This is a genomic window from Lentzea sp. NPDC042327 (assembly GCF_040647275.1).
Classification (GTDB): domain Bacteria; phylum Actinomycetota; class Actinomycetes; order Mycobacteriales; family Pseudonocardiaceae; genus Lentzea.
The window spans coordinates 93,866-119,325 of the sequence record NZ_JBEZBX010000004.1; the positions used below are offsets into that span (position 1 = coordinate 93,866).

Below are 25,460 nucleotides of genomic sequence, written 5' to 3' on the forward strand. Positions count from 1 at the left end.
GTCATGCAACGCACCGCTCTCGGGCTCGCCGTGCTGGCGTCGCTCTCGGTCATCACCGCCCCGGCGGCGCACGCCGCTGAGGCCGACTTCGTCCGGGCCGAGCACCCCGCCCCCGGCGACAGCTTCATCGTCTCCCTCAAACCGGCCGGCGGCATCTCGCTGGCCGGTGTCCAGGCCGCCTCCTCCACGCTGGTCCAGCGCTACGGCGGCACCCTCGACACCGTGTTCTCCCGCGCCATGCAGGGGTTCCAGGTCACCGGCCTGAGCTCGCAGCAGGCCCGCAGGCTCGCGGCCGACCCCGCGGTCAAGGCCGTCTACCAGGACGGCACGGCGCGGGCCACCGAGGTGCAGAGCAACCCGACCTGGGGCCTGGACCGGATCGACCAGGCGAACCTCCCGCTGGACAAGAGGTTCAGCTACCCCGACGGGGGCGCGTCGAACGTCACCGTCTACGTCACCGACACCGGCATCAAGACCGGCATCGCCGACTTCGAGGGCCGTGCCACCGTCGGCGCGGACTTCATCGAGGACGGCCAGAACGGCCAGGACTGCTCCGGCCACGGCACGCACGTGGCGGGCACGGTCGGGTCGAAGACCTACGGCGTGGCCAAGAAGGCGAAGCTGGTGTCGGTGCGGATGCTGGGCACCAGCTGCACCGGCAACGGCCCGGACTCCGCGGGTGTCAAGGCGATCGAGTGGATCACCGCGAACGCCCGCAAGCCCGCGGTGGTCAACGCCTCCTGGACGTTCGACACCGCCGACATCGGCAACGACGCCATCGCCGGCATGGTGAGCTCGGGCGTGCAGATGGCCGTCGCGTCGGGCAACAGCTCGACCGACGCCTGCTCCACCGGCCCCGCGAAGATCGCGGCGCTGATCACCGTGAACGCGACCTCGTCGAACGACGCCCGTGCCTCGTTCTCCAACTACGGCACCTGCACCGACATCTTCGCGCCGGGTGACAACATCACCTCGCTCGGGCTGAACGGCGGTGCCACGAACATGTCCGGCACGTCCATGGCCACCCCGCACGTCGCGGGGGTCGCGGCCCTGTACCTGTCGGCCAACCCGTCCGCGAGCCCCCAGGCCCTGCGCGACGCGCTGGTGAACGGCGCCACGAGCGGCAAGGTCACCAACCCCGGTTCGGGTTCACCGAACAAGCTGCTCCACAGCGGGTTCATCGGCGGCGGCCCGGCACCGGAGTGCGGCCCCGGCACGAACGGCGAGGACGTGTCCATCCCGGACAACGGCACCGCGGTCTCGTCCTCGGTCACGATCGCGGGCTGCACCGGCAACTCCACGGCCTCGGCAACCGTCAAGGTCGACATCAACCACACCTACACCGGTGACCTGGCCATCGACCTGGTCGGCCCGTCCGGCCGGTCCTACGTGCTCAAGAAGGCCGGCGGCGCGTCGTCCTCGGCGGGGGTCCACGAGACCTACACCGTCGACCTCTCCTCGGAGACGCGCAACGGCACGTGGAAGCTCCAGGTGAAGGACGTCTACACCTACGACGTCGGCACCATCGACTCCTGGACTCTCACGGTCTGAACACCTGGGGCCAGAAGTCTTGTCCGCCCCTCCCCTCCTTGCTTGCCCAAGGCGTCTGCAAGTACCAGTTGGTGGTACTTGCAGACGCCGGCAGAGCCAGGGGCGGGAACTCGGGGGCGAAGGCACGACAGCTGGCAACCTGCTCAGCAGCGAGAACACGTGTGGGGTGTGACCGCGGGAAGCGGTCACACCCCACACGTCGTTGTTGCTGCTAGCGGGTGACGGTCAGCGTGAACGTCGTCGTGCCGGTCTTGCCGTCCGCCGAGGTGGCCTTGACGGTGATCGGGTAGGTGCCGGGCGGGGTGGAGAAGTTCGTGAAGACCCAGACGTTGCTGCTGCCGTTCTGGCCGATGGTGGCCGGGTTGAACGACAGCTGCGCGCCCGCGGGCACCCCGGACGCGGTCAGCGTGAGGTTCCCGGTGCCGCCGGCGGCCTTCACCAGGGTCTGCGCGAGCAGGCCCTGCTTGACGGTCGCTGACGACGGCGTCGCGGTGACGGTGACCTCACCGGTCGGCGGTTCGGTGCCCTCGACGGTGAGCGAGACCGTGGTGGTGGCGGTCTTGCCGCCCGCGTCGGTGCCGGTGACCGTGATCGACGAGGTGCCGGCGGCCGCGGTGGTGGAGACGTCGAGCGTCAGCTTGGCCGCGCTGCCCGCGGCGATCGACGACGGCTGGAAGGCCGCCTTCACGCCGGTGGGCACGCCGGAAGCGGAGAGGGTGATGGTCTGGCCGTCGCCGGTGCTGCCGACGGTGGTCGAGACGTACTTGCCCTTGGCCGCCTTCACGCTGCTCGGGGTCGCCGCCAGGGTGAAGTCGCCCGGCTGCGGGTCGCCGCCGCCGGTGACGGTCAGCGAGTACCTGCCGGACGCGGTCTTGCCGCTCGACGTGGTGCCGGTGACGGTGATCTCGTAGGTGCCGTTCGGAGCGGTGGTGCTCGCGTCGAACGTGACCTTGCCCGAGCCACCGGTGGTGACCGACGTCGGCTGGAAGACCGCCTTCACGCCGCTGGGCAGGCCGGAGGCGGACAGCGTCGCGTTCTCCGCACCACCCGAGCCCGCGGTCGTGTTGACCGCGGCGGACAGCGCCTTGCCGGCGGCGACCGAACCGCTGCCCGGCGCGACGGTCAGCCCGAAGTCACCGACCGGGGGCTGCTCGCCGACCTCGGTCTTCACCCAGTCGCCCATGTCGTTGTCGAGGCGGCCGTAGATCGAGTACCACTTGAAGTCCGACCGGCTCCACGACGCGACGCCGTAGACCTTGCCGTCGACGACCAGCGGGCCACCGCTGTCACCGGGCAGGATCGTGGTGCGGCCGTCGGAGTAGCCGGCGCAGATCATGGTCGCCGACTTGAAGCCCGCGCCGACGCCCTGGCAGACCCGGTCGCCGTCGACGACCGGCAGGCTCGCCTTGTCCAGCGTGACGTCCTGCGAGGTGTCGTTGAAGTCCTTCTTGCCGTAGCCGAAGCCCTGGCCCGTCTTGCCCGGTGCCGCGCCGCCGGCGTCCGCCGAGGTGGCGAACTTCGGGTAGGCCGCCCCGCCCTTGAGCGCGATGTCGCGGTCGACGGTCACGACCGCCACGTCGTAGCCCTGGTCGAAGTTGACGTACCGCGGGTGCTTCTTGTAGCTGACGACGTTCACGGCGAACCCGGAACCGGCGCCGCCCCGGTAGTCCTTGAGGTCGTCGAGGCCGTAGACGAACTTCTTCTCCCCCTCCGCGTCCGCGCAGTGCGCCGCGATGAGGATCTTGCGCGGGGCGACGACCGTGCCGGTGCAGGTCTGGCCCTCCGGCCGGGAGCCACCGGCGCGGATGCCCGCGACGATGCCGGGGAACTCGCTCACCGTGGCGTTCTGGCCGCCGGCGAACATGGGCGAGACGTCACCGAGGTTCGCAGGGACGGTGTCGCCGAGGTAGGTGGCCGCCGGGGCGGTGCGCTGGGCGTTCTCCGGTGCCGCGTGCGCGGTGCTGACCGGGGCCAGCGCCGCCGCGGCGACCAGGGCCAGCAGACCCCAGGACCGTGGTGTTCTGTTCACTTCAGTTCCTCTCGGATCAGGAACGCTCGCCTTCAGGCAGGGACGGCGGCAGTTCACTGCCGATCACTGTCAGGCGGTGTCCGGTGAGGAACAATCAGGGTCCGCATCCGTAGGGGTACGGCACTTTATCGGCCGGTCGCCCGGATCGCGGGACTGAGAACCGCAGCACGTTCACACCCCTCGCGGCCGGTCGGTGGGTAGAACTCAGGGCATGACGCCCAAGATCACCGTCTGCCGGGGGTGCTGCTGCGGTACCGCGCGCAAGCACCCCGACGTCGACCACGACCACCAGCTCGCGGTCCTGCGTTCCCGCCTGTCCGGTGTCCGGGTCGCCGACTGCCTGGACGCGTGCGAGGTGTCCAACGTCGTGGTCGTGCTGCCCGGCGCGCGGGAACGGGCCGCGGGCGCCCGGCCGGTGTGGGTCGGGTCGGTGCTGGAGGACGAGGTGGTGGACGGCGTCGTCGAGTGGGTCGAGGCCGGTGGACCGGGGCTGGCCGCCGCGCCACCTGCGGTCGCGGAGCGGATCGTGCCCGCGCCCGCCGCGAAGGAGAAGAAGGCGAAGGAGAAGAAACGGCGGCGCTGACCAATACTCGGACGGGTTGTCACGCATAGATGGCGTTTAGGCGGGTACTGCCTGGCTGACGTTCAAGCTCCGAGGAGGAAGCAAGTGGCGACCCAGAAGCCGGGCAAGCGCGTGAAGGCGGCGTTGGAGAAGGCGGTCGACAAGGTCACCGAGATGGTGAACCCGCCGATCCCCGGCGTGCCGAACAGCGAGCCGCCTTCGCTCGAGGAGCCGACCGAGCCGCGGGGCCCGTTGCCGCCCAAGCAGGACCAGACCGGTCCGGAGACGGTGTCACCGACGGGAGCGCCCACCGGTGCCCCGAAGCTCGCCAACGGTCAGCAGGGCGAGTTCCTCACCACGTCGGCCGGCGCGCGGCTGTACGACACCGACCACTCGCTCAAGGCCGGTGACCGCGGCCCGACGTTGCTGCAGGACCACCACCTGCGCGAAAAGATCATGCACTTCGACCACGAGCGCATCCCGGAGCGCGTGGTGCACGCACGCGGCTACGGCGCGCACGGCGTGTTCGTCGGCTATGGCACGGCCGCCAACGTCTGCAAGGCCGCGTTCCTGGGCGACGGCGTGGAGACGCAGGTGTTCGTGCGGTTCTCGACCGTGCTGGGCTCGCGCGGTTCGGCCGACACGGTCCGCGACACCCGCGGGTTCGCGACGAAGTTCTACACCCAGGAGGGCAACTTCGACCTGGTCGGCAACAACATCCCGGTCTTCTTCATCCAGGACGGCATCAAGTTCCCGGACATCATCCACGCCGGCAAGCCCCACCCGGACCGGGAGATCCCGCAGGCGCAGAGCGCGCACGACACGTTCTGGGACTTCGTGTCCACCCACACCGAAGCCACCCACCACGTCCTGTGGAACATGTCCGACCGCGGCATCCCCCGCTCGTACCGGACGATGGAGGGCTTCGGCGTCCACACGTTCCGGCTCGTCAACGCCGAGGGTGAGACCGCGCTCGCGAAGTTCCACTGGAAGCCGAAGCTGGGCGTGCACTCCCTGGTGTGGGAGGAGGCGCAGATGGCCAACGGCTTCGACCCGGACTTCCACCGCCGCGACCTCGCCGACGCGATCGAGTCCGGCGCGTACCCGCAGTGGGAGCTCGGCCTGCAGATCTTCCCGGACACCCCGCGGCAGACGTTCGAGGGCATCGACCTGCTGGACTCGACGAAGATCGTGCCGGAGGAGCTCGCGCCGGTGCAGCCGGTCGGCCTCCTGACGCTCAACCGCAACACCATGAACTTCTTCGCCGAGACCGAGCAGGTCGCGTTCCACCTCGGCAACCTGGTGCCCGGCATCGACGTCACCGACGACCCGCTGTTCCAGTCGCGGCTGTTCTCCTACCTGGACACCCAGCTGACCCGGCTGGCAGGGCCGAACTTCAACCAGATCCCCATCAACCGCCCGCACGTGCCGGTCAACGACATGTTCCGCGACGGCTACCACCAGCACGCGGTGCACGCCGGGGTGGCGCCGTACCGGCCGAACACGCTTGACGGCGGCAACCCGTTCACCGCGGGCGTGGAGGACCGGGCGTTCGTCGAGGTGGCGCAGCCGCTGCCGAAGTCGGCGAAGGTGCGGCAGTCGCCCGTGTCGTTCGCCGACCACTTCACGCAGCCGCGGCTGTTCTGGCTGAGCCTGTCGCCGGTGGAGAAGGAGCACGTGGTGCGCGCGTTCACCTTCGAGCTCGGCAAGTGCTACGAGCAGGCGATCAAGGAACGCCAGCTGCGGGTGCTCGCCAACGTCGACCCGACGCTGTGCGCGGAGGTCGCCCGCGGCCTCGGCCTGCCCGCGCCCGAACCCACCGTGCGGCCGAGGAAGGTCACGCCGAGCCCGGCGCTCTCCCAGGTCGGGAAGACCTGGCCGACCGACGGCCGCCTCATCGGCATCGTGGTCGACCCGGCCGACCTCGACGGCGTGCGGACCGTCCGCGAGACGATCCTGGCCGGCGGGATGGTGCCGTTGCTGATCGCGCCGACCGGTGGTCCCATCGGCGACTCCGGCCTGGTCGCGCAGCGCACGTTCCTCACGGCCCGGTCGATCGAGTTCGACGCCCTGCTGCTCGCCGCGGCTCCCCCGCCCGGCCCGGACGCGGTGCCGGCCAGGGACGCGAAGGCGGGCGCGCCGGGCACGACCGTCGACCCGCGCGTGCTGCTGATGGTCGAGGAGTGCTTCCGCCACGCCAAGGCCATCGGCGCGTGGGGCACCGGCCGCGCTGCCCTGGAGGCCGCCGGGATCACCGGTGCCGCGGGCGTGGTGGCCGGTGAGGACGCGACGAAGGTGTTCACGGAGCTGATGACGCTGCTCGGCGCCCACCGCGTGTGGGAACGGTTCCCGGCGACGATCGCATGACCGGGGCGCTGACGGAGGAGGAGCTCGCGTTCCTGCAGTCGATGTTCGACCTGGCCCGCACCGGCGACACCGAGCGGCTGGCCGAGGCACTCGACGCGGGCGTGCCGGTGAACCTCACCAACGGCGCCGGTGACTCGCTGCTGGTCCTGGCCTCGTACCACAACCACCCCGACACCGTCGCCGCGCTGCTGGAGCGCGGCGCCGACACCGGGCGGGTCAACGACCGCGGGCAGACCGCGCTCGGGGCGGCGGTGTTCCGCCGTTCCGAGCGCTCCGTGCGGCTGTTGCTGGAGGCCGGGGCGGACCCGGCACTCGGGCCGAGGTCCGCGCTCGACGTGGCGCGGTTCTTCGACCTGCCGGAGATGCTGGAACTGCTGGGGTCCCGGACGGCCTGAGCCGGGTCGGCCGGGAGGTCGGCGGCGGTCGTCCCCCGGGGAGATGACCGCCGACCTGCCGTCATCGGGGTTGCGGGTGCTCCAGCTCGCGCGGTCTTCAGGTCGTGTCCGGTCAGCCGGACACGACCTGAAGACCGCGACCTCGCCGCCCCTGTACGGCGCCTCAGCGGCAGGGCGCGGACCCACGTCCGGGTACCGGAATCCGGGAAGGCGTTTGACGAACCCCGGGAGGGGTAAGTGATCACGGGATCGCGATCACCCCCGTCGGAGGCACTGATGTTGTTGCCCACCGCCCGAGGACCGTTGAGCGCCGGCGTCATCGCCGCACTGCTCGACGTCCGCACGGCACCCCCCGCCCTCACGGCGGTCGACGAGCCGGCGCGGCTGGTGGCCGACCCGGACTTCCAGCTGGCCCTGTGGATCGCCCTGCACGAAGGCGAGTTCGACGGCGTCGGCGCCGAGCGCGCGGCCGAGCCGGAGGTCGTGCGGTGGCGTGCGCTGCTGAGCGAGCGGTGGCTGGCCGCCCTGCGGGAGATGACCGCGCCGATGGTCAGGGACGCGGGCGGTGACACCGCCTCCCCCGCCCGCATCGGCGACCACCTCATCAGCCTGATGCGCAGCAGCCACACCGCGCTGTACACGTTCATCGAGACCAAGGCCACCACCACGCAGCTGCGCGAGCTCGTCACCGCGAAGTCGCTGCACGAGCCGCAGCCCGCGATCGACCGCGTGCCCGCCGTCGCCATCGCCGCCCACAACACGATGAGCGCACTGGCCCTCTCCACCGCCACGGCCATCGGCCACCGGACCGCGGCGGCGGGCATCGCGCTGCTGTTCGACCGCCGCCTCACCGCGGGCCTGCACCGCGTCGGCGGCCGCCCGGTCCGGTCCGTCGCGGAGGCGCCGGACGAGCGCTGGGCCAGGATGCTGAACGAGAGCCGCGAACACCTGTCCGCCCACCCCGGCCGGACCCAGGACCTCCTGCACGCCGCTGCCGCCGCGATCGCCCTGGAGGCGTCCCTGTGCCGGCACCTGCTGCGCAGCTGGACCCAGGCCACCCCGGTGCTCGAACCGGTGCGGACGACGGCGGTGCCGTTGATCGGCACGGACGCGACCGTGGGCACCCAGCGGCGGGGCGACACGCAGAACCTGCTCAAGTCCGGCTGAGCCGCGGGCGGCGGTGCCGAACGCGGAGAGCCGACGACGACCTGGCTCGCGGTCCCACCACGAGCTTGCCGACAACGACCGCACCGACGATGCGATCACGCCGGCCGTGGACGGCGGCCGGACCGCTGAGGCCCGCCGCCGTCCGAAACCCGGCTACACCAGCCAGGCGGGCTCGCCGGTCACCGCCTCCGCGATCGCCGACAGCGGGATGACCGTCCACTCGGGACGGTAGCGCTGCTCGTGGCACACCTCCAGCACCGCCCGGTCCAGCTCGACCGCGGCCAGCAGCGCGCCACCGGGACGGCGGTCCGGCGCCACCTCGGCGTAGCCGTCGCAGAACGCGCCGCGGTTGCGGTCCAGCCACCGAGCGGCCCGCGGCAGCAGGGTGGCCACGTCGTCCGCGCCCACCAGCAGCTGTGCCGCCGCGTAGTGCAGGGACCGCAGGGCGGTGGCCACGTCGTGTTCTGCGGGACGTGGCCGGGCCCGTTCCGCCGCACCGCCGTGGGGTTCGCCCTCGAAGTCGACGAGCACCCACGTGTGCGGTGAGCGCAGCACCTGGCCCAGGTGCAGGTCGCCGTGCACCCGCTGCAGGCGGACCGGCTCCGCGGCGGCCAGGACGGCGTCGAACCGGGCGCGCAGGCCCGCCTCGAATGGTGCCAGCGCGGGGACCTCGGCCAGTGCCGCGTCCAGGCGGTGGTGCAGGGCCGCCACGAACTCGGCCTCCTCGTCCGGTCCCGCGGTCTGCTCGCCGAGCGTCTCGCGCAGGTCGGCGTGCACCCGCGCGACGGCCCGGCCGAGCCGGCGCGCCTCCGCGGCGAAGTCGCCGCCCGCGGCCTGCGGGTCCGTGCCGGGGCTCGCGAGGAAGTCCCGCACGCTCGCGGTCGCCATCGGCCAGCCCAGGGCGCCGAGCGGGACGAACTCGTGCAGCACCGCGAACGTGGTGCGCTCCCCGTCCAGCTCGGACTCCAGCGCGCCCTGGGGTGGTGCGATGTGCGGGTCGTCGATGGAGTGCAGGGCGGTGTGCAGCACGAGCTCCGGGTTGTCGCCCGCGACCAGCTCGCGGAAGAACTTCAGCACGTGGCGCTGGCCGTAGACGATGGAGCAGTTGCGCTGCGGGCCCGGGAACGGCCGCCCGACCGGCGCGTCGGTGTAGCGCGGCGGCAGGTCGCCGCGGAACCGCAGGCCCGCCACCTGCGCGGACTCCTCGAAGTGCCGCAGCAGCACGGCGGTGAGCTCGGGGTCGTACACCGCCTCGTACACCTGGCGGTCGCCCGCGGCGCCGATCCTGGCGTGCACCAGCCGTTCCGGCAGCTCGTCGCGCACGCCCAGCAGCAGCTGGTAGCGGCGTCCGCCCGCCGCCAGCACGACGTGGGCCAGCGTCGGGTCACCGTCGCGCAGCACGGTCACGCGTTCGCACTCCACCGGCCCGCGGCCGCGGAACCAGGGCTGGGTCACCAGCCAGCGGTCCAGCTGCTCCGGCACGACCTCGACGGCCTCGCTCGTCGTCACTTCTTGTCGCCACCTTCCACGTCGGAGGTCAGCTGGAACCAGTAGAAGCCGTGACCGGTCAGGGTGAGCTGGTACGGCAGCTCCCCGATCGCCGGGAACCGCACGCCGCCGGTGAGCTCCACCGGCACGCTGCCCGCGTGCTCGGCCAGGTCGAGCTCGACGGGCTGGGGGAAGCGGGAGAGGTTGTTGACGCAGAGCACCACGTCGGCGCCGAGCGTGCGGCGGTAGGCGAGCACGGTGGGGTTCGACGCGCCGAGCTCGGTGAAGTCGCCGTGGCCGAACGCCCGGTGCTGCTTGCGCACCGCGATCAGGTGCCGGGTCCAGTTCAGCAGCGAGGACTGGCTGCGGGCCTGCGCCTCGACGTTGAGGCCCTGGTAGCCGTAGACCGGGTCCATGATCACCGGCAGGTAGATCCGGCCCGGGTCGCAGGAGGAGAACCCCGCGTTGCGGTCCGGGGTCCACTGCATCGGTGTGCGGACCGCGTCGCGGTCGGCCAGCCAGATGTTGTCGCCCATGCCGATCTCGTCGCCGTAGTACAGCACCGGCGAGCCCGGCAGCGACAGCAGCATCGCGGTGAACAGCTCGTGCTGGTTGCGGTCGTTCTCCAGCAGCGGGGCCAGGCGCCGGCGGATGCCGATGTTGGCCTTCATCCGCGGGTCCTTGGCGTACTCGGAGTACATGTAGTCGCGCTCTTCGTCGGTGACCATCTCGAGCGTCAGCTCGTCGTGGTTGCGCAGGAAGATGCCCCACTGCGAGTTCTCCGGGATCGCCGGCGTCTGCGCCAGGATCTCCGAGATCGGGAACCGCGACTCCCGCCGCACCGCCATGAAGATCCGCGGCATCAACGGGAAGTGGAACGCCATGTGGCACTCGTCCCCGCCCACCGCCGGGTCACCGAAGTACTCCACGACATCGGACGGCCACTGGTTCGCCTCGGCGAGCAGGATGCGGCCGGGGTACTCGTCGTCGACGACCTTGCGGCACTTGCGGAGGAAGTCGTGCGTCTCCGCCAGGTTCTCGCAGTTGGTGCCCTCGCGCTCGAACAGGTACGGCACCGCGTCCAGGCGGAACCCGTCGATGCCGAGGTCCAGCCAGAACCGCAGGGTGTCGATCATCGCGTCCTGGACGGCGGGGTTGTCGTAGTTGAGGTCCGGCTGGTGGCTGAAGAAGCGGTGCCAGAAGAACTGCCCGCGCACCGGGTCGAAGGTCCAGTTGGACGACTCGGTGTCGACGAAGATGATCCGCGCGTCGGAGTAGCGCGAGTCGTCGTCGCTCCACACGTAGTAGTCGCCGTACGGGCCGTCCGGGTTCTGCCGCGACTCCTGGAACCACGGGTGCGCGTCACTGGTGTGGTTGAGCACCAGGTCCGTGATCACCCGGATGCCCCGCCGGTGCGCCTCCTCCAGCAGGTGGACGAAGTCCTCCACCGTGCCGAACTCCGGCAGCACCGCACGGAAGTCGCTGATGTCGTACCCGCCGTCACGCAACGGCGAGGCGTAGAACGGCGGCAACCACAGGCAGTCGACACCGAGCCACTCCAGGTAGTCCAGTTTGGACGCGAGGCCGCGCAGATCGCCGGTGCCGTCGCCGTTGGAGTCGCTGAAGGCCCTGACCAGGACCTCGTAGAAGACAGCGCCCCTGAACCAGTTCGCCTCGTGCTCCATGGCACCTCTCGCTCGCAACGTCGTCGGATTGCGGCAGAGTGGGGCACGACGGGCGCCAAGATCAAATCCTTCACACGGTCGTGTGAACCTGCCGGTACGCACTTCGCCTGAACCGGCGGAAACGACGACCTTTCAGGCAGAGGTGAGCGGGACGCGCACCAGCACGTCGCCGAGCCCGGCGAGCGGCCACGCGACCACCAGGTCGAGCCACCCGTCCTCCGGGCGCCGCAGGACGAGCTGCTGGAGGCAGGAGAACGTCTGGTCGCCACCGGAGGCGACCAGCTCCCCCCGCCGCACCCAGAACGCCCCGCTCCCCTGGACGACCGCCACGGCGGCGCCGGGGCCACTCGTCCGGACCCGGGCCGGGTCGTCCGGCGCTGTGTCCTGCCGATCGGAGAAGGCGTGCTCGTTGACCACGTCAGCGGCGTGGCCCCTGGCGACGCAGAGCAGCTCCGCGGACAGCACGGGACCCGGACCCACGACGGTCAACCGGGTGAGCACCACGGCGGCGCGGTGGACGCGGCGGTGCAGCACGAGCGGTGGCGCGGCGATCGTGCCCGTTTCGAGGGCCGGTGCGTCGTGGTGCGGTGCGACGTGGTGGGTCAGGCCCTGCGGCAGGGGCCGGACGTCCAGCGGTGCCCGCCAGATCGAGATGGTGGTCCGCTCGACGGTGGCCCGGTCCGGCAGCGGCAGGCGAACAATTGTCTCGGGGAAGCCGATCTCCGGCCACGCGAGGACGAGCGACATCTCGTCGAACACCGGTGGGAAGCGGAACACGACCCGATGGCCGGAGGTGCCGCCCACGTGGTCGCCGCTGTCGGACCACGACGAGAGGGCGTACTCCCAGTGCGCGTGCCCGGTCTCGTCGAGCCAGGCCACGCGCAGGTCCACGCCCTCGTCGTGTGCGGGCAGCAACCGGCGGGGTGCGACTTCGGCCGCGCCGCGGTGGTCGAGCGGACGGCGGGCCTGCAGCTCGATCTCCAGGGCCCAGGGCGTGGAGATCGCGCGCACGACACCCACGACGAGTTCCGGGCGGTGCACCAGCAGGCCGCCCGGATGTGCCACGGCACCGAGAACCTCGGTCGTGTCCACGGGTCCACCGTCCCGCGCCGTCACCGCCCGATGTCCTCGACGCCGAGCCGCGACCACTCGTCCCCCGCGAACACGTGCAGGTCCGAGCCCCGGCCGACGACCTCGGCCGTCCTGGGCAGCGACCGGCCGTCGGGCAGGACCAGCCGGAACTTCCCGGTCACCTCGACCCGGCCGTTCGCCAGCACCCCCACGACGAGCCGGTGGCGGTCCGGTCCGTACCCGCCGTACAGGGCGATGCGGTCACCGGCCACGGCGAGCGCCTTCGCGCCGCGCACCTCGTTGTGCCACCCGGACACGGCGTCGTCGATCCGCACCACCGGGAAGTCGGTGTAGTAGCAGGCCCACGCCGCGCTGTCGCCGACGTTGAGCGCGTAGCAGTCGCTGATGGCACCCCACTCGTCTTCCCAGTGCGACGGGTACCGCCACTGCCGGGTGAGGTCGGCGGAGAACCGGATCAGCCCGCAGGACCCGACGGGCGCCGGGGAGTCCGCTTCGCCCCAGCCGAAGTTGCCGTAGACGCCTTCGTCGAAGTACGCCACCCACACCTCGCCGTCGCGCGTGGCCTGCACGTGCTCGATTCCGTCGCCGAAGGTGTGCGCGGCCTCCACCGCGCCGGTGGCGTCGTACACGAACGCGTTGCGCTCCGGGTCGTTCTTCCGCCACCGGCACCGCGCACCCACCACCAGGAAGCGGCCGCCGGGCAACGGCTGCACCGACGGGAAGTCCACCTTCAGGCCGGCGAGCCGGACGGTGAGCACCTGGTCCGGCTGGTGCACGGTCACGTGGGCCGGCACCGAGGGCTTCACCCTGCTGGCGGGTCCTGCGCCCTCCGGCAGGTCACCGGCCGCCACCCACAGCGCCACGGCCTCGCCCGACGGGCCCGCGGACACCGACTTCAGCACGTCGCCGGGTCGTGGCGCGGTGAGGTGCGCGTGGTGCCGGGCCCGGACGGTGGTCGAGGAGCGCTTGCTGGTCACCGGCGCATTCGACCACGCCACCGCTCCCCGTTCCCACCGATTTCCCGTGGTCAGCTCTTCAGGAACCGCAGCAGCTCCGCGGTCACGAACTCCGGGTTCTCCTCCACCAGCCAGTGCCCGGCCCGCGGAACGTCCACCGCCCGCACGACGTTCGTCATCCGGGTCGCCGCGGTGCCGCGGATGGCCTCGACCTGCCCCTGCGCGGCGAGCACCAGTGCGGGCGTGGTGACGGGTGCGGCTGCCGTGGTGTCGCGGACGTCGCGGTCGAGGGTGCGGTACAGGTCGAAGCCGCCGGACAGGGCCGAGGGCCTGCGGTAGGTGCGGGCGTACTCGTCGATCTCGGCGGCGGTGAACGGCGAGCGGTCCGCGGTGCCGCCGAACGCGCTGCCGCCGAAGGAGACCTGCGGGTAGAACAGGGCGAGGTAGTCGCGGACGTCGTTGCCCACCACGGCCTCCGGCACGCGGGGCTGCATGTGGAACGCGATGTGCCAGCTCAGGGAGCGGTAGGCGGCGGCGTCGACGGCGGGACCGGGCAGGGGCAGGTCGAGGTAGCCGAGGCGAGCGGTGTCGGCGGGGAACTGCGCGGCGTACTGGAAGGCGACGGCGGCACCGAGGTCGTGGCCCACGACGGTGGCGTCGCGGACGCCGAGCCGGGTCATCAGGGTGTGGACGTAACGCGCGAGGGTGGCCTTGTCGTAGCTCGCCGGCGTGCCGGTGCTGTCGCCGAGGCCGGGCAGGTCGACGGCGTAGACGGTGTGGTGCTCGGCGAGCGCGGGCATGACCTCCCACCACCCGTACCAGGTCTGCGGCCAGCCGTGCAGCAGGACGACCGGGGTGCCCTCGCCGCCGGTCACGTAGTGCATGCGGATGCCGTCGACGTCGGCGAACCCGTGCTGGAACGTGCGGGAGAAGACCGGGTCGTCGTGGGTGACAGCGGCGTGCTCGGGGACTTCGGCGGGTGGTGAGGCGCAGGCGGTGACGAGGGCCAGGACGAGGACGAGAGCGCGGATCATGCCGGGGAGTTTTGTGGCGGACCGGCCGTTCTGGCACGAGAACTTGCTGTATCGGCAAGACCTGCGACGCAAGTACACGATCGAGGAATGTTCGGGCTCAACCCACCGACCGCACAATCGTGCGATGCCGGAGAGAGCCAGCGTGGTCGTGGTCGGAGCGGGTATGGCGGGGCTGGCCGCGGCGCGCGCGTTGCACGACCGGGGGCACCGGGTCACGGTGCTGGAGGCGCGCGACCGGGTCGGCGGGCGGATCTGGACCGATGGGCACGGCGTCGACCTGGGTGCGCACTGGATCCACGGCACCGACGGCAACCCGGTCACCGAGCTGGTCGAGGACCTGGGCATCCCGTACAGCTACGTCGGCGGCGACAGCGCCTACACCGGCGGCTTCGACAGCCTCGACCTGTTCGGCGCGGACAACCGGGTCGTGGGCCACCGCTACAAGAGCCGCACGCTGGAGCTGGCCGACGACGTGCTGCACGAGCTCGAACAGCGCGCCGCGCTCGCCCGCAGGGACGAGCTGCCCGACGTCGCGCTCGGCCAGGCGTTGCGCGAGGTCCTCGCCGGGAGGGCGTTGTCCGCCGAGGACGAGCAGGCGGTCCGCTACCACCTCAACGTGCTGCTGCGCGAGGACGCGGCGGAGGACCCGGACCGGCTGTCGCTCCAGCACTGGGAGGAGGGCTACCTGGTGTACGGCTACGGCGACAGCACGTTGCACCGGGGTTACCAGTCCGTTGTGGACGCTCTGGCCGAGGGGCTGGACGTGCGGCTCGGCCACGTGGTCTCGCTGGTCGAACCGGGCCGGGTCACGACGGGGCAGGGGGTGTTCGAGGCGGACAGGGTCCTGGTGACGCTGCCGCTGGGCGTCCTCAAGGCGCGGGCGGTGCGGTTCGACCCGCCGCTGCCCCGCGACAAGCGGACGGCGATCGACAAGCTCGGCTTCGGCACGCTCAACAAGATCGCGCTGCACTACCCGGAGCCGTTCTGGCCGCGCGACCAGTACGTGTTCGGCTACCTGTGCCGCGACACCGACCGCTACCCCACCGTCGTCATCAGCATGTGGAAGTCGCACGGCAAGCCGATCCTGGTGATGCTGCTCGGTGCGTCGCTGGGCCGGGAGCTGGAGACGTGGACCGACGAGCACGTCGAGGCGTACGCGACCACGGTGGTGCGGGACGTCTTCGGCCCGGACGTGCCCGCACCGCAGCACATCTCGCGCACGGCGTGGACGGCCGACCCGTTCGCCCACGGCTCCTACACGTGCATCGGCGTCGGCTCGTCGTCGAAGGACGTCGCCGCGCTCGCCGAACCGGTCGGCGACTGGCTGCACTTCGCCGGCGAGGGCACGAACCCCTACCACTGGGGCTGCGTGCACAGCGCCTACGAGTCCGGGCGGCGCGAGGCAGCCAGGATCAGCGGTGACGCGACGCTGTTCGCACCGCCGAGCGCCGGCACGCCGCGCCGCCAGACGCGCAACGTCGACCGGATGCTGCGGTTCGTGCGGATGCGGATGACGCACCTGAGCGAGCCCGAGCTGACCGAACGGGTGGCGTGCCTGCGCGACAGCACCGACCCGCACGGCGTCCGCCTGTTCACCGCGCTGGCCGACGCCGAACTGGAGACGCTGGCGTCGATGTTCGACGAGATCCCGTTCGGCGCCGGTGACCGGTTGTTCCGCGAGGACGACCCGGCCCACGGCGTGTTCCTGGTGCGCGCCGGTGAGGTCGAGGTCGACTTCGGCGGCATCTACGAGCGCGCGCGGCTGGGCAGGGGCGCGCTGCTCGGCCACCACGACCTGTTCTTCAACGCCCGCACCACGTCCGCGACGGCGCTGACCGACGACGTGGTCGTGTACTACCTGGACCACTACCGGTACCAGAGCTTCCTGTACGCGTTCCCCGACGTGCTCATGGTGATGATGTCGGACCTGGTGACGCGCTGGGAGCAGCTGGAGACGGCCCTGGGCGCCGCTCCGCTGATCAGGCGGGACTCCGCCTGACCAGCCGCTGCACGGTGGTGAGGTCAGGCCCTTGCCCGCCACGGCCGATCAGAGCAGTGCGCGCAGCCCGTCGCGGTCGGCGGGCAGACCGGCCCTGCGCAGCCACAGCACCCGGTTCGCGATCGAGCCCCAGCAGCGGTCGTTGTCCACCACCGCGCCGAGAAAGCGCCGCTGCGCCTCGGAGAGCCGATCACCTGGACCGCCGCGGAACGCCCTGAGCAGCAGCGGTCCCCAGTCCGCGTCCACCGTGTACTCGTTGGTCATCCGGGCGACCGCCACGGCCTCGTCGGCGATCTGGTCGAACTCGGTCGTGCGCCGCAACAGCGCCGCGACCAGCTGGAACCGCAGCTTTCCCTCCAGCTGGGGCGGGTGCTCGCCGAGCAGGTCGTCGGCTGCCTCAGGGTCGCGCAACGCCGCCCGGACCTCCGCGAGCGCCGCGGGATCGCCGTCGTGCGCGGTGGTGACGGCCGCGCACGCCCGCACGCCGGGGTGGTCGTCGGTCAGCAGGGCCGGGATGCCCCAGCCGCCCAGGCTCAGCGCGATGCCCGCGCGCTCCGCCGGGGACGCGTCCTGCGCCGCACGCAGCAACCGGTCGGCCACGGCGCCCCGCCGGTCGGCGAGCTCGTCGGCCTGGAGCAGGTGCGCCACGGCACCGGTGGCCGCCTAGCGCACGGCGGGGTCGGTGTCGTCCAGGAACGGCGCGACCCGGTCGAAGAGGTCCGGCAGGAGGAGCCGGCCGGCCACCCACGGGTCGTCCTCGTCCTCTTCGTCGTCCTCGTCCTCGTCGTCCCACGTCACCGACTCCGCGAACGCGCCGAGCCACTCCAGCAGAGCGGCGCGCAGCGGGCGTTCCCTTTCATCCCACGGCAGAGCGCTCTCACACGGGACACCCACGCGCGGGTCGTCGAGGACCGCGGCCACGAGCTCGGCGGCCGGGAGAGTCGCCGAGCAGACCGAACCCTGGTGCAGCAGCGCCGAGTCGAGGAAGCCGAGGGCGTCTCCGCAGGCCTCCGGGTCCTCGCTGAGCAGGGCCGCCAGCCGACCGGGGGCGTCGGAGGCGGGACCGCAGGCGTGTTCCAGGTCGTCCCAGCCGGTGTCCCGCAAGATCGCTTCCGCTGTGCGCACGGCGGCATCATGTCAGGCCGAATTCCCTCTTGATCGGTCCACCCCGGCAGGCCAGGGTGTGTGCAAGAACCTGAACGACCCTCGCACGCCAACGTTGTCAACGAGGAGACCCGATGCGGAAACGCACGACAGCACTACCTCTGCTGGCACTACTGGGCCTGGTCCTGCCGATTCCGGCGACCGCACAGCCGACGGACACGGTCGTGTCCGGGCAGGCCAGGTTCCAGGTCCTCTCCCCCACCCTGGTGCGCACCGAGTACGCCGGTGACCGCCGCTTCGAGAACGCGGCCACTTACAACGTTGTAAACCGCGCCGGCTTCCCCCGCACGGCCTACCGCTCGCGCACCGAGAACGGCTGGCTGGTCATCACCACCTCGGCGATGACGCTGCGCTACCGCGTCGACTCCGGGCCGTTCCGCGCGGACAACCTGGAGGTCAAGACGGCGAGCACGACCGCGTCCCCGTGGCGGCGGGTCGTGTGCGCGACCGGGCAGCTCTGCGAGGTCGAGGACCAGCAGCGCGAGGGCCTGCTGATCGCGGCCGACCACCCCGGTCACACCGGCAGCGGGTTCGCAGCCGGGTTCCAGTACCTCAACAACGGCGTCACGGCGACCGTCCGCGCCACCGCGGCGGGCAAGCACCGGATCGTCGTGCGCTACGCCAACGGGCAGGGCGGTGACGGCAGGCACGAGAGCCGCACGCTCGGGATCGGCGTCGACGGCAAGGCGCCGAAGCAGGTCACGCTGCCCAGGACCGCGGACTGGCGGGACTGGCAGCTGGCCGAGACCGAGGTCGACCTCACCGCCGGCGAGCACCGCGTCGCACTGACGCGAGGAGCGGGCGACTCCGGCAATGTCAACGTTGACAGCCTCGCGGTCCTCACAGCCGGCCAGGCGTTCCCGACGCAGCGGGCGACCGACGAGTGCCGGTTCGGCACCACCTGCGAGGCCGAGAACGGCGTGACCGACGCCGACATCGCCGACGAGCACGCCGGGTACGCGGGCACCGGGTTCGTCGCCGAGCTGGTCGGCGGCAGGAGCGTGACGCAGCGGATCAGCGGGGTCCCGGCGGCGGGCACCCACGCGGTCCAGCTGCGCTACGCCAACGGCGTCGGCGGCGACGGCAAGCACGAGGCGCGCACGGTGTTCGTCAACGGCACGGCGGTCTCGTTGCCGGCCACGGCGAACTGGGCGACCTGGGGCACGGTGACGGCGCAGGTGCCGTTGCCGGCGGGCAGCTCGGAGCTCGCCGTCACGTGTCCGGCGACCGGCTGCCACGTCAACCTCGACACCATCGGGATCGCCTCGACGTCGCAGCACCTCCAGCTCGGCGGTTACCGGCGTTCGCTCGACGGCTACTCCGGCAACGACGGCCCGCCGAGGCTGTACGCCGGTCTGCTGCACCGCGACGGCTGGTACCTGCTCGACGACACGACCTCCGCTCTCGCCACCAGGGCCGTGCGGCCGGACCGGGGCGCACAGCCCTACCAGGACGGGTACGTCTTCGGTTACGGCCAGGACTACAAGGCCGCGCTGGGTGACCTGGCGACGCTGACCGGTGGCCCGAAGCTGCTGCCGAGCTGGGCCTACGGCGTCTGGTACTCGGAGTACATCGACCGGACCGCGGCCGACTTCCGAGACCGGATCGTGCCCGCGTTCCGCGCGAACGGCGTGCCGCTGGACGTCCTCGTGATCGACACGGACTTCAAGGCGCACAACGCGTGGAACGGCTGGCGGGTCGACCCGGCGAAGTTCCCGGCCGACTTCCAGGACTGGGTGCACGGGCAGGGCCTGCACAGCACGCTGAACATCCACCCGAGCATCCAGGCCGACGACCCCGACTTCGCGCAGGCCCAGGCCACCGCGAAGGGCAAGCTGGCGAAGAACGGCAGCCGCGGCGGTGTCGACAGCTACGCGTTCGACTGGGCGGACCCCGACCAGCTGCGCGCGTACCTGGACCTGCACCGGCCGATGAAGACGGACTTCTGGTGGCTCGACTGGTGCTGCGACGGCTCCGGCTCGTCGGCACGCGGCGTCACGCCGGACACGTTGATCAACGAGGAGTACGCGAAGCTGTCCACCCTGGACCGCGGGTTCGCGTTCTCCCGCGGCTACGGCTCGCTGCAGGCGGGCGGCTACAGCGGGTCCGGCCCGCTGCCGACCGGTCCGTGGGCGGAGAAGCGGCACACCCTGCACTTCACCGGCGACACCTCGTCGACGTGGGGTGCGATGAAGGGCACCATCGGCCTCACCTCAGCGGAGGGCGTGGCGACCGGCATGTCGAACATCAGCCACGACATCGGCGGTCACAACGACACCACCGGGCTGCGCGGCTCGGAGACCTACCTCGACAACGGCCAGCTCCGCCACACCACCAAGCTGCCGGACGACCTGTACGCGCGGTGGGTGCAGCTGGGCGCGTTCCAGCCGATCACCCGCTTGCACAGCAACCACGGCGACCGGTTGCCGTGGCAGTACGGGCCGGCGGCGCAGGCCTCGGCGACGAAGTTCCTGAACCTGCGCGAACGGCTCGTGCCCTACCTCTACACGCTGGCGGAGCAGGCCAACCGGACCGGTGTGCCGATGGTGCGTCCCGCGTACCTGGAGTACCCGAGCAGCCCGGAGGCGTACTCCACCGTGGACACGCAGTTCCTGCTGGGGTCTGACATGCTGGTCGCACCGATCACCACCCCGGGTGAGGTCGGCGAGACGCGGGTGTGGTTCCCGCCGGGCCAGTGGACCGACTACTTCACCGGCCGGGTGTACCAGGGCAACACCTGGGCGACGGTGAGCGCGGGCCTCGACACCATGCCGGTGTTCCTGCGCTCGGGCGGCCTGCTGGTGGAGCGCACCGGGAACGTCGCCAACCACGTGCAGAACAAGGCCGACGCGCTGACCGTGCACGTCACGGAAGGCGCTCGCGGTGAGTTCTCGCTCTACGAGGACGACGACCGCAAGCTGTCCGCGCGCACGCGCATCAAGTATGAGGACGGGAAGGTGACGATCGACCCGGCGCGCGGCTGGTTCCCCGGCAAGGTGTCCCAGCGGGACTGGACCGTCGTCGTGCACAGGGCCGACGGCACCACGCGCACCGTGCAGGCGATGGCGAAGTCGGCGCACCGGCGGGTGGTGGTCGACCTCCGCTGACGGTCAGTCCTCCGGGACCCAGTCCAGGAGCCTGACCTTCGCGACCGTCCGCACGTGCCTGCGCATGGCCATCGCCGCCTTCTTCGGTTCACCGGCGGCGATGGCCTCGTAGATCGCGGTGTGCTGGGCCAGCGACCGCGACGGGCGGCCGGGCTGGCGCAGCGACTCGGTGCGGCTCTCGGTGATCTGCGTGGCGATGGTCCGCATGAACTCGGCCAGCAGCGCGCTGTGCGCCGCGGCGGTGACGGCGGCGTGGAACCGGCGGTCGCCCTCCACGCCGGCCCCGCCGTCCGCGATCTCGTCGCGCATGAAGTCCAGTGCCAGCCGGATGTCCGCCAGCTCGGCGGCGGTGCGGCGTTCGGCGGCGAGCTCGGCCAGCTTGGTCTCCATGGCCTCGCGGGCCTCCAGCACGTCCGGGAGGCGCTTGCGGCGTTCGACGAGCTGCTCGACCGGCTCCACGTCGAGGGTGTCGCGCACGAGGTAGGTGCCGCCGCCGTGGCGGGCCTCGACCAGGCCCTGTACCTCCAGCACCACGATCGCCTGCTTGACCGACGCGCGGCTCACCCCGAGGCCGGCGGCGAGGTCGCGTTCAGGCGGCAGCCTGTCCCCCGCCTTCAGACCCGCCTCGGCGACGTGGGCGCGCAGGCGTTCGAGCACCTGCTCGTACAGGCGGGACTTCACCACCGGCCGCAGCGCCTCGGACATCTGCCCAGGGTAACCGGTCAAGTGGCTCAGCCACTAGGCCACCTCTTGACAGCCGGTGGACCGCGGGCGGAAAGTGGCTGAGCCACTCGGCCACTGACCCGGACCACCGGCCCAGCTCGGACAGCACCGACGACGGGAGCCCCGCATGTCCGCCGAACTGATCTCGATCCTCGTGCTGGTCGTGGTGTTCGTGATCGCCACGACCCGGTCGGTCAACATGGGCGCGCTCGCGTTCGCCGCGGCCTTCGGGGTCGGCACGCTGGTCGTCGGCATGGAGGCCGACGACATCTTCAAGGGCTTCCCCGGTTCCCTGTTCGTCGTGCTGGTGGGCGTGACGTTCCTGTTCGCCATCGCGCGCGCCAACGGCACCACGGACTGGCTGGTGCACCAGGCGATCCGGGTGGTCGGCGGGCGGATCGCGCTGATGCCGTGGGTGATGTTCGCGATCACCGGCGTGCTGACGGCGATCGGTGCCGTGAGCCCGGCGGCGGTGGCGATCATCGCGCCGATCGCCATGGGCTTCGCGGCCAAGTACCGGATCAGCCCGCTGCTCATGGGCGTGATGGTCGTGCACGGCGCGCAGGCCGGTGGCTTCTCCCCCATCAGCATCTACGGCACGATCGTCAACGGCATCGTGGCCAAGGAAGGCCTGCCGGGCAACGAGGTCGTGCTGTTCCTGGCCAGTCTCGTGGTGAACCTGCTCATCGCGGCCGTGGTGTTCGTGGTGTGCGGCGGCCTGAAGCTCGCCCGCCAGCCGCTGGAGACACCCGCGCTGGTGCGGACCGGCAGTGGTGGCGACGTCCCCGGCGACAGCGGTGGGACCGAGGAGCGGACCACCCTCACCGCGCCGCGGATCGCCACCCTCGCCGGCCTGGTCGCGCTCGTCGTGGCCGCGCTGGTGTTCGACCTCGACGTCGGCCTGGCCGCGATCACCGTGGCGGTGCTGCTGAGCGTGGTGTGGCCGGAGCAGAGCAAACAGGCGATCAACCAGATCACCTGGCCGACCGTGCTGCTGATCTGCGGCATCCTCACCTACGTCGCCGTGCTGCAGACGATGGGCACGATCAAGTGGGCCGGCGACTCGGTGGCCGGTGTCGGCGCACCGCTGGTCGCCGCGCTGCTGATCTGCTACATCGGCGCGATCGTGTCGGCGTTCGCCTCGTCGGTCGGCATCATGGGCGCGCTCATCCCGCTCGCCGTGCCGTTCCTGCTCCAGGGCGAGGTCAGCGCGGTCGGGCTGATCGCGGCGCTCGCGGTGTCGGCGACCGTGGTCGACGTCAGCCCGTTCTCCACCAACGGCGCGCTGGTGCTCGCCGGTGCGCAGGACGTGGACCGCGACAAGTTCTTCAAGCAGCTCATGGTCTACGGCGGGATCATGGTCGCGGCGGCGCCGCCGCTGGTCTGGCTCGCCCTCGTCGTCCCCGGAATCTGGTGAGTGCCTTGTTCTCGTCGCCCTCGAACCGCGTCGCCCTCCGCTTCGGCGACCAAGCCCTGACCCACGCCGAGCTCGCGTCCTGCGCGGGCGCCCTGGCACAGCGGCTCACCGGCCTGCCGCGGGTGGCGGTGTGGGCCACCTCGACGATCGAGACGTGCGTGGCCGTCGTCGCGGCGCTGCTCGCCGGGGTGCCCGCCGTGCCGCTCAACCCGAAGGTCGGCGAACGGGAGCTGGCGCACATCGTCTCGGACAGCGCACCGGCCGCGGTGCTCGCGGCGCCGGGTGTCGAGCTGCCGCCGGGCCTGCGGTCGGTGCCGCGGCTCGACGTGACCCTCGGCGGTGCTTCCGCCGAGACGTTCGCCGAGCCAGGTGACGAGGCGCCCGCGCTGATCGTCTACACCTCGGGCACGACCGGGTCCCCCAAGGGCGTGGTGCTGCCCCGCCGCGCCATCACGTCCACGTTGGACGCGGTGGCCGACGCGTGGCAGTGGACGGGGGACGACGTGCTGGTGCACGCGTTGCCGTTGTTCCACGTGCACGGCCTGATCCTCGGCGTGCTCGGGCCGCTGCGGCGCGGCGGGACCGTCGTGCACCTGGGCAAGTTCTCGACCGCCGCGCTCACCGAGGCGTTGTCCGGTGACGGCACGATGATGTTCGGCGTCCCGACCATGTACCACCGCATCGCCGAGGAGGTCGGTGACAACCCGGCGCTGGCGGCGGCGCTGCGGGGTGCGCGGGTGCTGGTGTCGGGTTCGGCGGCGTTGCCGGTGCGCGACCACGAACGCATCGCGGCGGCGACCGGGCAGCGGGTCGTGGAGCGCTACGGGATGACCGAGACGCTGATGAACACCAGCGTCCGCGCCGACGGCGACCGCAAACCCGGCGCGGTCGGCCTGCCGCTGGCCGGTGTGGAGGTCCGGCTGGTCGACGACGGCGGTGCCGTGCTGGACGAGACCGGTGCCATCGGCGAGATCCAGGTGCGCGGCCCGAACCTGTTCACCGAGTACCTCAACCGCCCGGACGCGACGGCGGAGGCGTTCGCGGACGGCTGGTTCCGCACCGGTGACGTCGGCACCCGCGACCCGGACGGCTACTACCGGATCGTCGGCCGCAAGGCCACGGACATCATCAAGAGCGGCGGCTACAAGATCGGCGCCGGCGAGATCGAGAACGCGCTGCTCGAACACCCGGCGGTGAAGGAGGTGGCGGTGACCGGCGAGCCCGACGACGACCTGGGCGAGCGGATCGTCGCCTGGGTCGTGCCGGCCGGTGCCGCGCCGTCCGAACGCGAGCTGGCCGACCACGTCGCCCGGCTGCTCACCCCGCACAAGCGCCCGCGGCGGGTGCGGTTCGTGGAGTCGTTGCCGCGCAACGACATGGGCAAGGTGATGAAGCGTGCCCTCCGGCCGTGAACCGGCCAGGGCGCTGATCGCGGCGCTCACCACGTCGTTCACCGAGCTGCCCGGCGACCTGCCCGGGGTGTCGGACGGTCCGCTGGGGTGGCCCGGCTACGGCTCCTCGCTGACCGCCGCCGCGGACCGCACCGGCGAACGGGAGTCCGTCGTGTGCGGCGTCGCGTCGATCGGTGCCGTCCGCGCGGTGGTCGTGGCGTTCGAGTTCGGCTTCCTCGGCGGCTCGCTGGGCACCCATACCGGCACGCGCATCGAGCAGGCGTTCTCCCACGCCCGCTCGTCGGGCCTGCCGGTCGTGTCCCTGGTCGCCACCGGCGGCAGCCGCATGCAGGAGGGCACCGTCGCGCTCACCCAGCTGCACCGCATCGCGCGCCAGCTCGTCCTCACCCGCGCCGCCGGCCTGCCGCACCTCTCGGTCCTGCGCGACCCGTCGACCGGCGGTGGCTGGGCGACGCTCGGCGCGGGCGCGGACGTCGTGCTGGGCCTGGAGGACGCGCAGGTGGGGTTCGCGGGCTCGCGGGTGCGGCCTCCGGGTTACGCGGTGGCCCAGCAGTTCGCAGCGGGTTCGGTCGACCAGCTGGTGCCGCCGGGCGAGCTCCGGCCGCGCCTGGAGCGGTGGCTGCGCCTGCTGACCACCCCGTCGCCCGTTCCCGCCGCGGTTCCGCCGGCGTTGGGTTCGGCGACGCTGCCGCGGACCGGCTGGGAGGCGGTGGAGAACGCCCGCGCGCCGGACCGTCCCCGTGCCGCCGAGTACCTCGCGGCGTACTTCGACTGGTACGAACCGATCAGCGGCGACCGCTGCGGTGGCGTCGATCCGGGTGTGCTGTGCGGCTTCGGGTTCCGCGAGGGCGTTGCCGTCGCGTTCGCGGCCCAGTGCGGCACGGCCACCCGTCCCGCGGGCTTCCGCACGGCGGCACGGCTGGTGCGGCTGGCCGACCGGCTCGCGATCCCGGTGCTGACGCTGGTGGACACACCGGGCGCGGCCAACGACCTGGCCGCGGAGGAGGCCGGGGCCGGGCCGGCGATAGCGGACATGTTCACGGCGGTGGCGTCGGCGTCCGCCCCGGTCACGACGCTGCTGATCGGCGAGGGCGGATCGGGCGGTGCGCTGGCGTTCGCGGCACCGGACCGGACGTGGGTGACGCCGGACAGCTACCTCGCCGTGATCTCGCCGGAGCTGGCGGCGGCGATCCTGAAGCGTGACCGGGACCAGGCGCGGGAGACGGCGGACCAGCTGCGGTTGCGGCCGCAGGACCTGGTGGAGCTGAAGATCGCGCGGGGGATCGCGGACCGCTCCTGACTCACCGGCGAC

Annotated in this window: 19 protein-coding genes; 10 read left to right on the forward strand and 9 right to left on the reverse strand. The window is 71.9% G+C overall.

Annotated elements, in window-relative coordinates; genetic code table 11:
• The first annotated feature begins 3 nt into the window (after positions 1-3).
• Entirely contained in the window at positions 4-1,551 is a 1,548-nt protein-coding gene (locus tag AB0A63_RS11440; protein ID WP_360388602.1) for a S8 family serine peptidase, read from the forward strand.
• 211 nt (positions 1,552-1,762) lie between these two features.
• On the opposite strand, the gene AB0A63_RS11445 is transcribed toward AB0A63_RS11440, so the two are convergent.
• Positions 1,763-3,580: a trypsin-like serine protease gene (locus tag AB0A63_RS11445; RefSeq protein WP_360388604.1), complete on the reverse strand. Its 1,818-nt coding sequence runs from the start codon at positions 3,578-3,580 to the stop codon at positions 1,763-1,765.
• Positions 3,581-3,791: 211 nt separating this feature from the next.
• Here AB0A63_RS11445 and AB0A63_RS11450 point away from each other — a divergent pair, with 211 nt between their 5' ends.
• From AB0A63_RS11450 to AB0A63_RS11465, 4 genes are all read left to right on the forward strand, one after another.
• Positions 3,792-4,163, forward strand: coding sequence for a hypothetical protein (locus tag AB0A63_RS11450; RefSeq protein WP_360388607.1), 372 nt, complete (start codon positions 3,792-3,794; stop codon positions 4,161-4,163).
• An 84-nt stretch (positions 4,164-4,247) separates the two neighbouring features.
• A complete protein-coding gene (locus AB0A63_RS11455) occupies positions 4,248-6,509 on the forward strand; it encodes a catalase (protein ID WP_360388610.1) in 2,262 nt (753 codons plus the stop codon).
• Complete coding sequence (locus AB0A63_RS11460) at positions 6,506-6,904, forward strand: ankyrin repeat domain-containing protein (protein ID WP_360388613.1); 399 nt, start codon at positions 6,506-6,508, stop codon at positions 6,902-6,904. Before AB0A63_RS11455 ends, AB0A63_RS11460 begins: the two co-directional genes overlap by 4 nt.
• A gap of 276 nt (positions 6,905-7,180) precedes the next feature.
• A complete protein-coding gene (locus tag AB0A63_RS11465; protein ID WP_360388616.1) occupies positions 7,181-8,071 on the forward strand; it encodes a hypothetical protein in 891 nt (296 codons plus the stop codon).
• Between the two features lie 153 nt (positions 8,072-8,224).
• On the opposite strand, the gene AB0A63_RS11470 is transcribed toward AB0A63_RS11465, so the two are convergent.
• The 5 genes from AB0A63_RS11470 to AB0A63_RS11490 all read right to left on the reverse strand — a co-directional run bounded on the left by AB0A63_RS11470 (position 8,225) and on the right by AB0A63_RS11490 (position 14,326).
• Positions 8,225-9,580 (reverse strand): aminoglycoside phosphotransferase, encoded by a 1,356-nt coding sequence (locus tag AB0A63_RS11470; protein ID WP_360388617.1) that lies wholly within the window; start codon positions 9,578-9,580, stop codon positions 8,225-8,227.
• Positions 9,577-11,244: a maltose alpha-D-glucosyltransferase gene (gene treS, locus AB0A63_RS11475; protein WP_360388620.1), complete on the reverse strand. Its 1,668-nt coding sequence runs from the start codon at positions 11,242-11,244 to the stop codon at positions 9,577-9,579. Before treS ends, AB0A63_RS11470 begins: the two co-directional genes overlap by 4 nt.
• A 132-nt stretch (positions 11,245-11,376) precedes the next feature.
• Entirely contained in the window at positions 11,377-12,336 is a 960-nt protein-coding gene (locus AB0A63_RS11480) for a hypothetical protein (RefSeq protein ID WP_360388623.1), read from the reverse strand.
• A 20-nt stretch (positions 12,337-12,356) separates the two neighbouring features.
• A complete protein-coding gene (locus AB0A63_RS11485; protein WP_360388626.1) occupies positions 12,357-13,313 on the reverse strand; it encodes a hypothetical protein in 957 nt (318 codons plus the stop codon).
• Positions 13,314-13,363: 50 nt separating this feature from the next.
• Positions 13,364-14,326 (reverse strand): alpha/beta hydrolase, encoded by a 963-nt coding sequence (locus AB0A63_RS11490; protein ID WP_360388629.1) that lies wholly within the window; start codon positions 14,324-14,326, stop codon positions 13,364-13,366.
• On the opposite strand from AB0A63_RS11490, the gene AB0A63_RS11495 reads away from it, so the two are divergent.
• Positions 14,325-16,325 (forward strand): FAD-dependent oxidoreductase, encoded by a 2,001-nt coding sequence (locus tag AB0A63_RS11495; RefSeq protein WP_360388632.1) that lies wholly within the window; start codon positions 14,325-14,327, stop codon positions 16,323-16,325. The two genes, AB0A63_RS11490 and AB0A63_RS11495, sit on opposite strands and share 2 nt — an antisense overlap.
• Positions 16,326-16,373: 48 nt before the next feature.
• On the opposite strand, the gene AB0A63_RS11500 is transcribed toward AB0A63_RS11495, so the two are convergent.
• Both AB0A63_RS11500 and AB0A63_RS11505 read right to left on the reverse strand, forming a co-directional pair.
• Positions 16,374-16,973 (reverse strand): hypothetical protein, encoded by a 600-nt coding sequence (locus tag AB0A63_RS11500; protein WP_360388635.1) that lies wholly within the window; start codon positions 16,971-16,973, stop codon positions 16,374-16,376.
• A 15-nt stretch (positions 16,974-16,988) separates the two neighbouring features.
• Positions 16,989-17,450, reverse strand: coding sequence for a hypothetical protein (locus tag AB0A63_RS11505; RefSeq protein ID WP_360388637.1), 462 nt, complete (start codon positions 17,448-17,450; stop codon positions 16,989-16,991).
• A 113-nt stretch (positions 17,451-17,563) separates the two neighbouring features.
• On the opposite strand from AB0A63_RS11505, the gene AB0A63_RS11510 reads away from it, so the two are divergent.
• On the forward strand, positions 17,564-20,596 hold the full coding sequence (locus AB0A63_RS11510) for a TIM-barrel domain-containing protein (protein ID WP_360388640.1): 3,033 nt from the start codon (positions 17,564-17,566) through the stop codon (positions 20,594-20,596).
• A 3-nt stretch (positions 20,597-20,599) separates the two neighbouring features.
• Here the strand turns inward: AB0A63_RS11510 and AB0A63_RS11515 are convergent, their stop codons facing one another.
• Positions 20,600-21,301, reverse strand: coding sequence for a FadR/GntR family transcriptional regulator (locus AB0A63_RS11515; RefSeq protein WP_360388643.1), 702 nt, complete (start codon positions 21,299-21,301; stop codon positions 20,600-20,602).
• 145 nt (positions 21,302-21,446) lie between these two features.
• Between AB0A63_RS11515 and AB0A63_RS11520 the strand changes: the two genes are divergently transcribed.
• From AB0A63_RS11520 to AB0A63_RS11530, 3 genes are read left to right on the forward strand one after another with little or no spacing between them, the layout of a single operon-like run.
• Positions 21,447-22,736, forward strand: a complete 1,290-nt coding sequence (locus AB0A63_RS11520; protein ID WP_360388646.1) for an SLC13 family permease — start codon at positions 21,447-21,449, stop codon at positions 22,734-22,736.
• Positions 22,733-24,148: an acyl-CoA synthetase gene (locus tag AB0A63_RS11525; RefSeq protein WP_360388649.1), complete on the forward strand. Its 1,416-nt coding sequence runs from the start codon at positions 22,733-22,735 to the stop codon at positions 24,146-24,148. The genes AB0A63_RS11520 and AB0A63_RS11525 overlap by 4 nt, the downstream gene beginning before the upstream one ends.
• Entirely contained in the window at positions 24,132-25,448 is a 1,317-nt protein-coding gene (locus AB0A63_RS11530; protein ID WP_360388651.1) for a carboxyl transferase domain-containing protein, read from the forward strand. The genes AB0A63_RS11525 and AB0A63_RS11530 overlap by 17 nt, the downstream gene beginning before the upstream one ends.
• The last annotated feature ends 12 nt before the right edge of the window (positions 25,449-25,460 follow it).

Bases quoted from the DNA above. Each gene is read 5' to 3' on its own strand.
- AB0A63_RS11515 (WP_360388643.1), bottom strand. From the start codon at position 21,301: ATGTCCGAGGCGCTGCGGCCGGTGGTGAAGTCCCGCCTGTACGAGCAG.
- AB0A63_RS11460 (WP_360388613.1), top strand. From the start codon at position 6,506: ATGACCGGGGCGCTGACGGAGGAGGAGCTCGCGTTCCTGCAGTCGATG.
- AB0A63_RS11490 (WP_360388629.1), bottom strand. From the start codon at position 14,326: ATGATCCGCGCTCTCGTCCTCGTCCTGGCCCTCGTCACCGCCTGCGCC.
- AB0A63_RS11510 (WP_360388640.1), top strand. From the start codon at position 17,564: ATGCGGAAACGCACGACAGCACTACCTCTGCTGGCACTACTGGGCCTG.
- treS (WP_360388620.1), bottom strand. From the start codon at position 11,244: ATGGAGCACGAGGCGAACTGGTTCAGGGGCGCTGTCTTCTACGAGGTC.
- AB0A63_RS11520 (WP_360388646.1), top strand. From the start codon at position 21,447: ATGTCCGCCGAACTGATCTCGATCCTCGTGCTGGTCGTGGTGTTCGTG.
- AB0A63_RS11450 (WP_360388607.1), top strand. From the start codon at position 3,792: ATGACGCCCAAGATCACCGTCTGCCGGGGGTGCTGCTGCGGTACCGCG.
- AB0A63_RS11465 (WP_360388616.1), top strand. From the start codon at position 7,181: ATGTTGTTGCCCACCGCCCGAGGACCGTTGAGCGCCGGCGTCATCGCC.
- AB0A63_RS11440 (WP_360388602.1), top strand. From the start codon at position 4: ATGCAACGCACCGCTCTCGGGCTCGCCGTGCTGGCGTCGCTCTCGGTC.
- AB0A63_RS11495 (WP_360388632.1), top strand. From the start codon at position 14,325: ATGCCGGGGAGTTTTGTGGCGGACCGGCCGTTCTGGCACGAGAACTTG.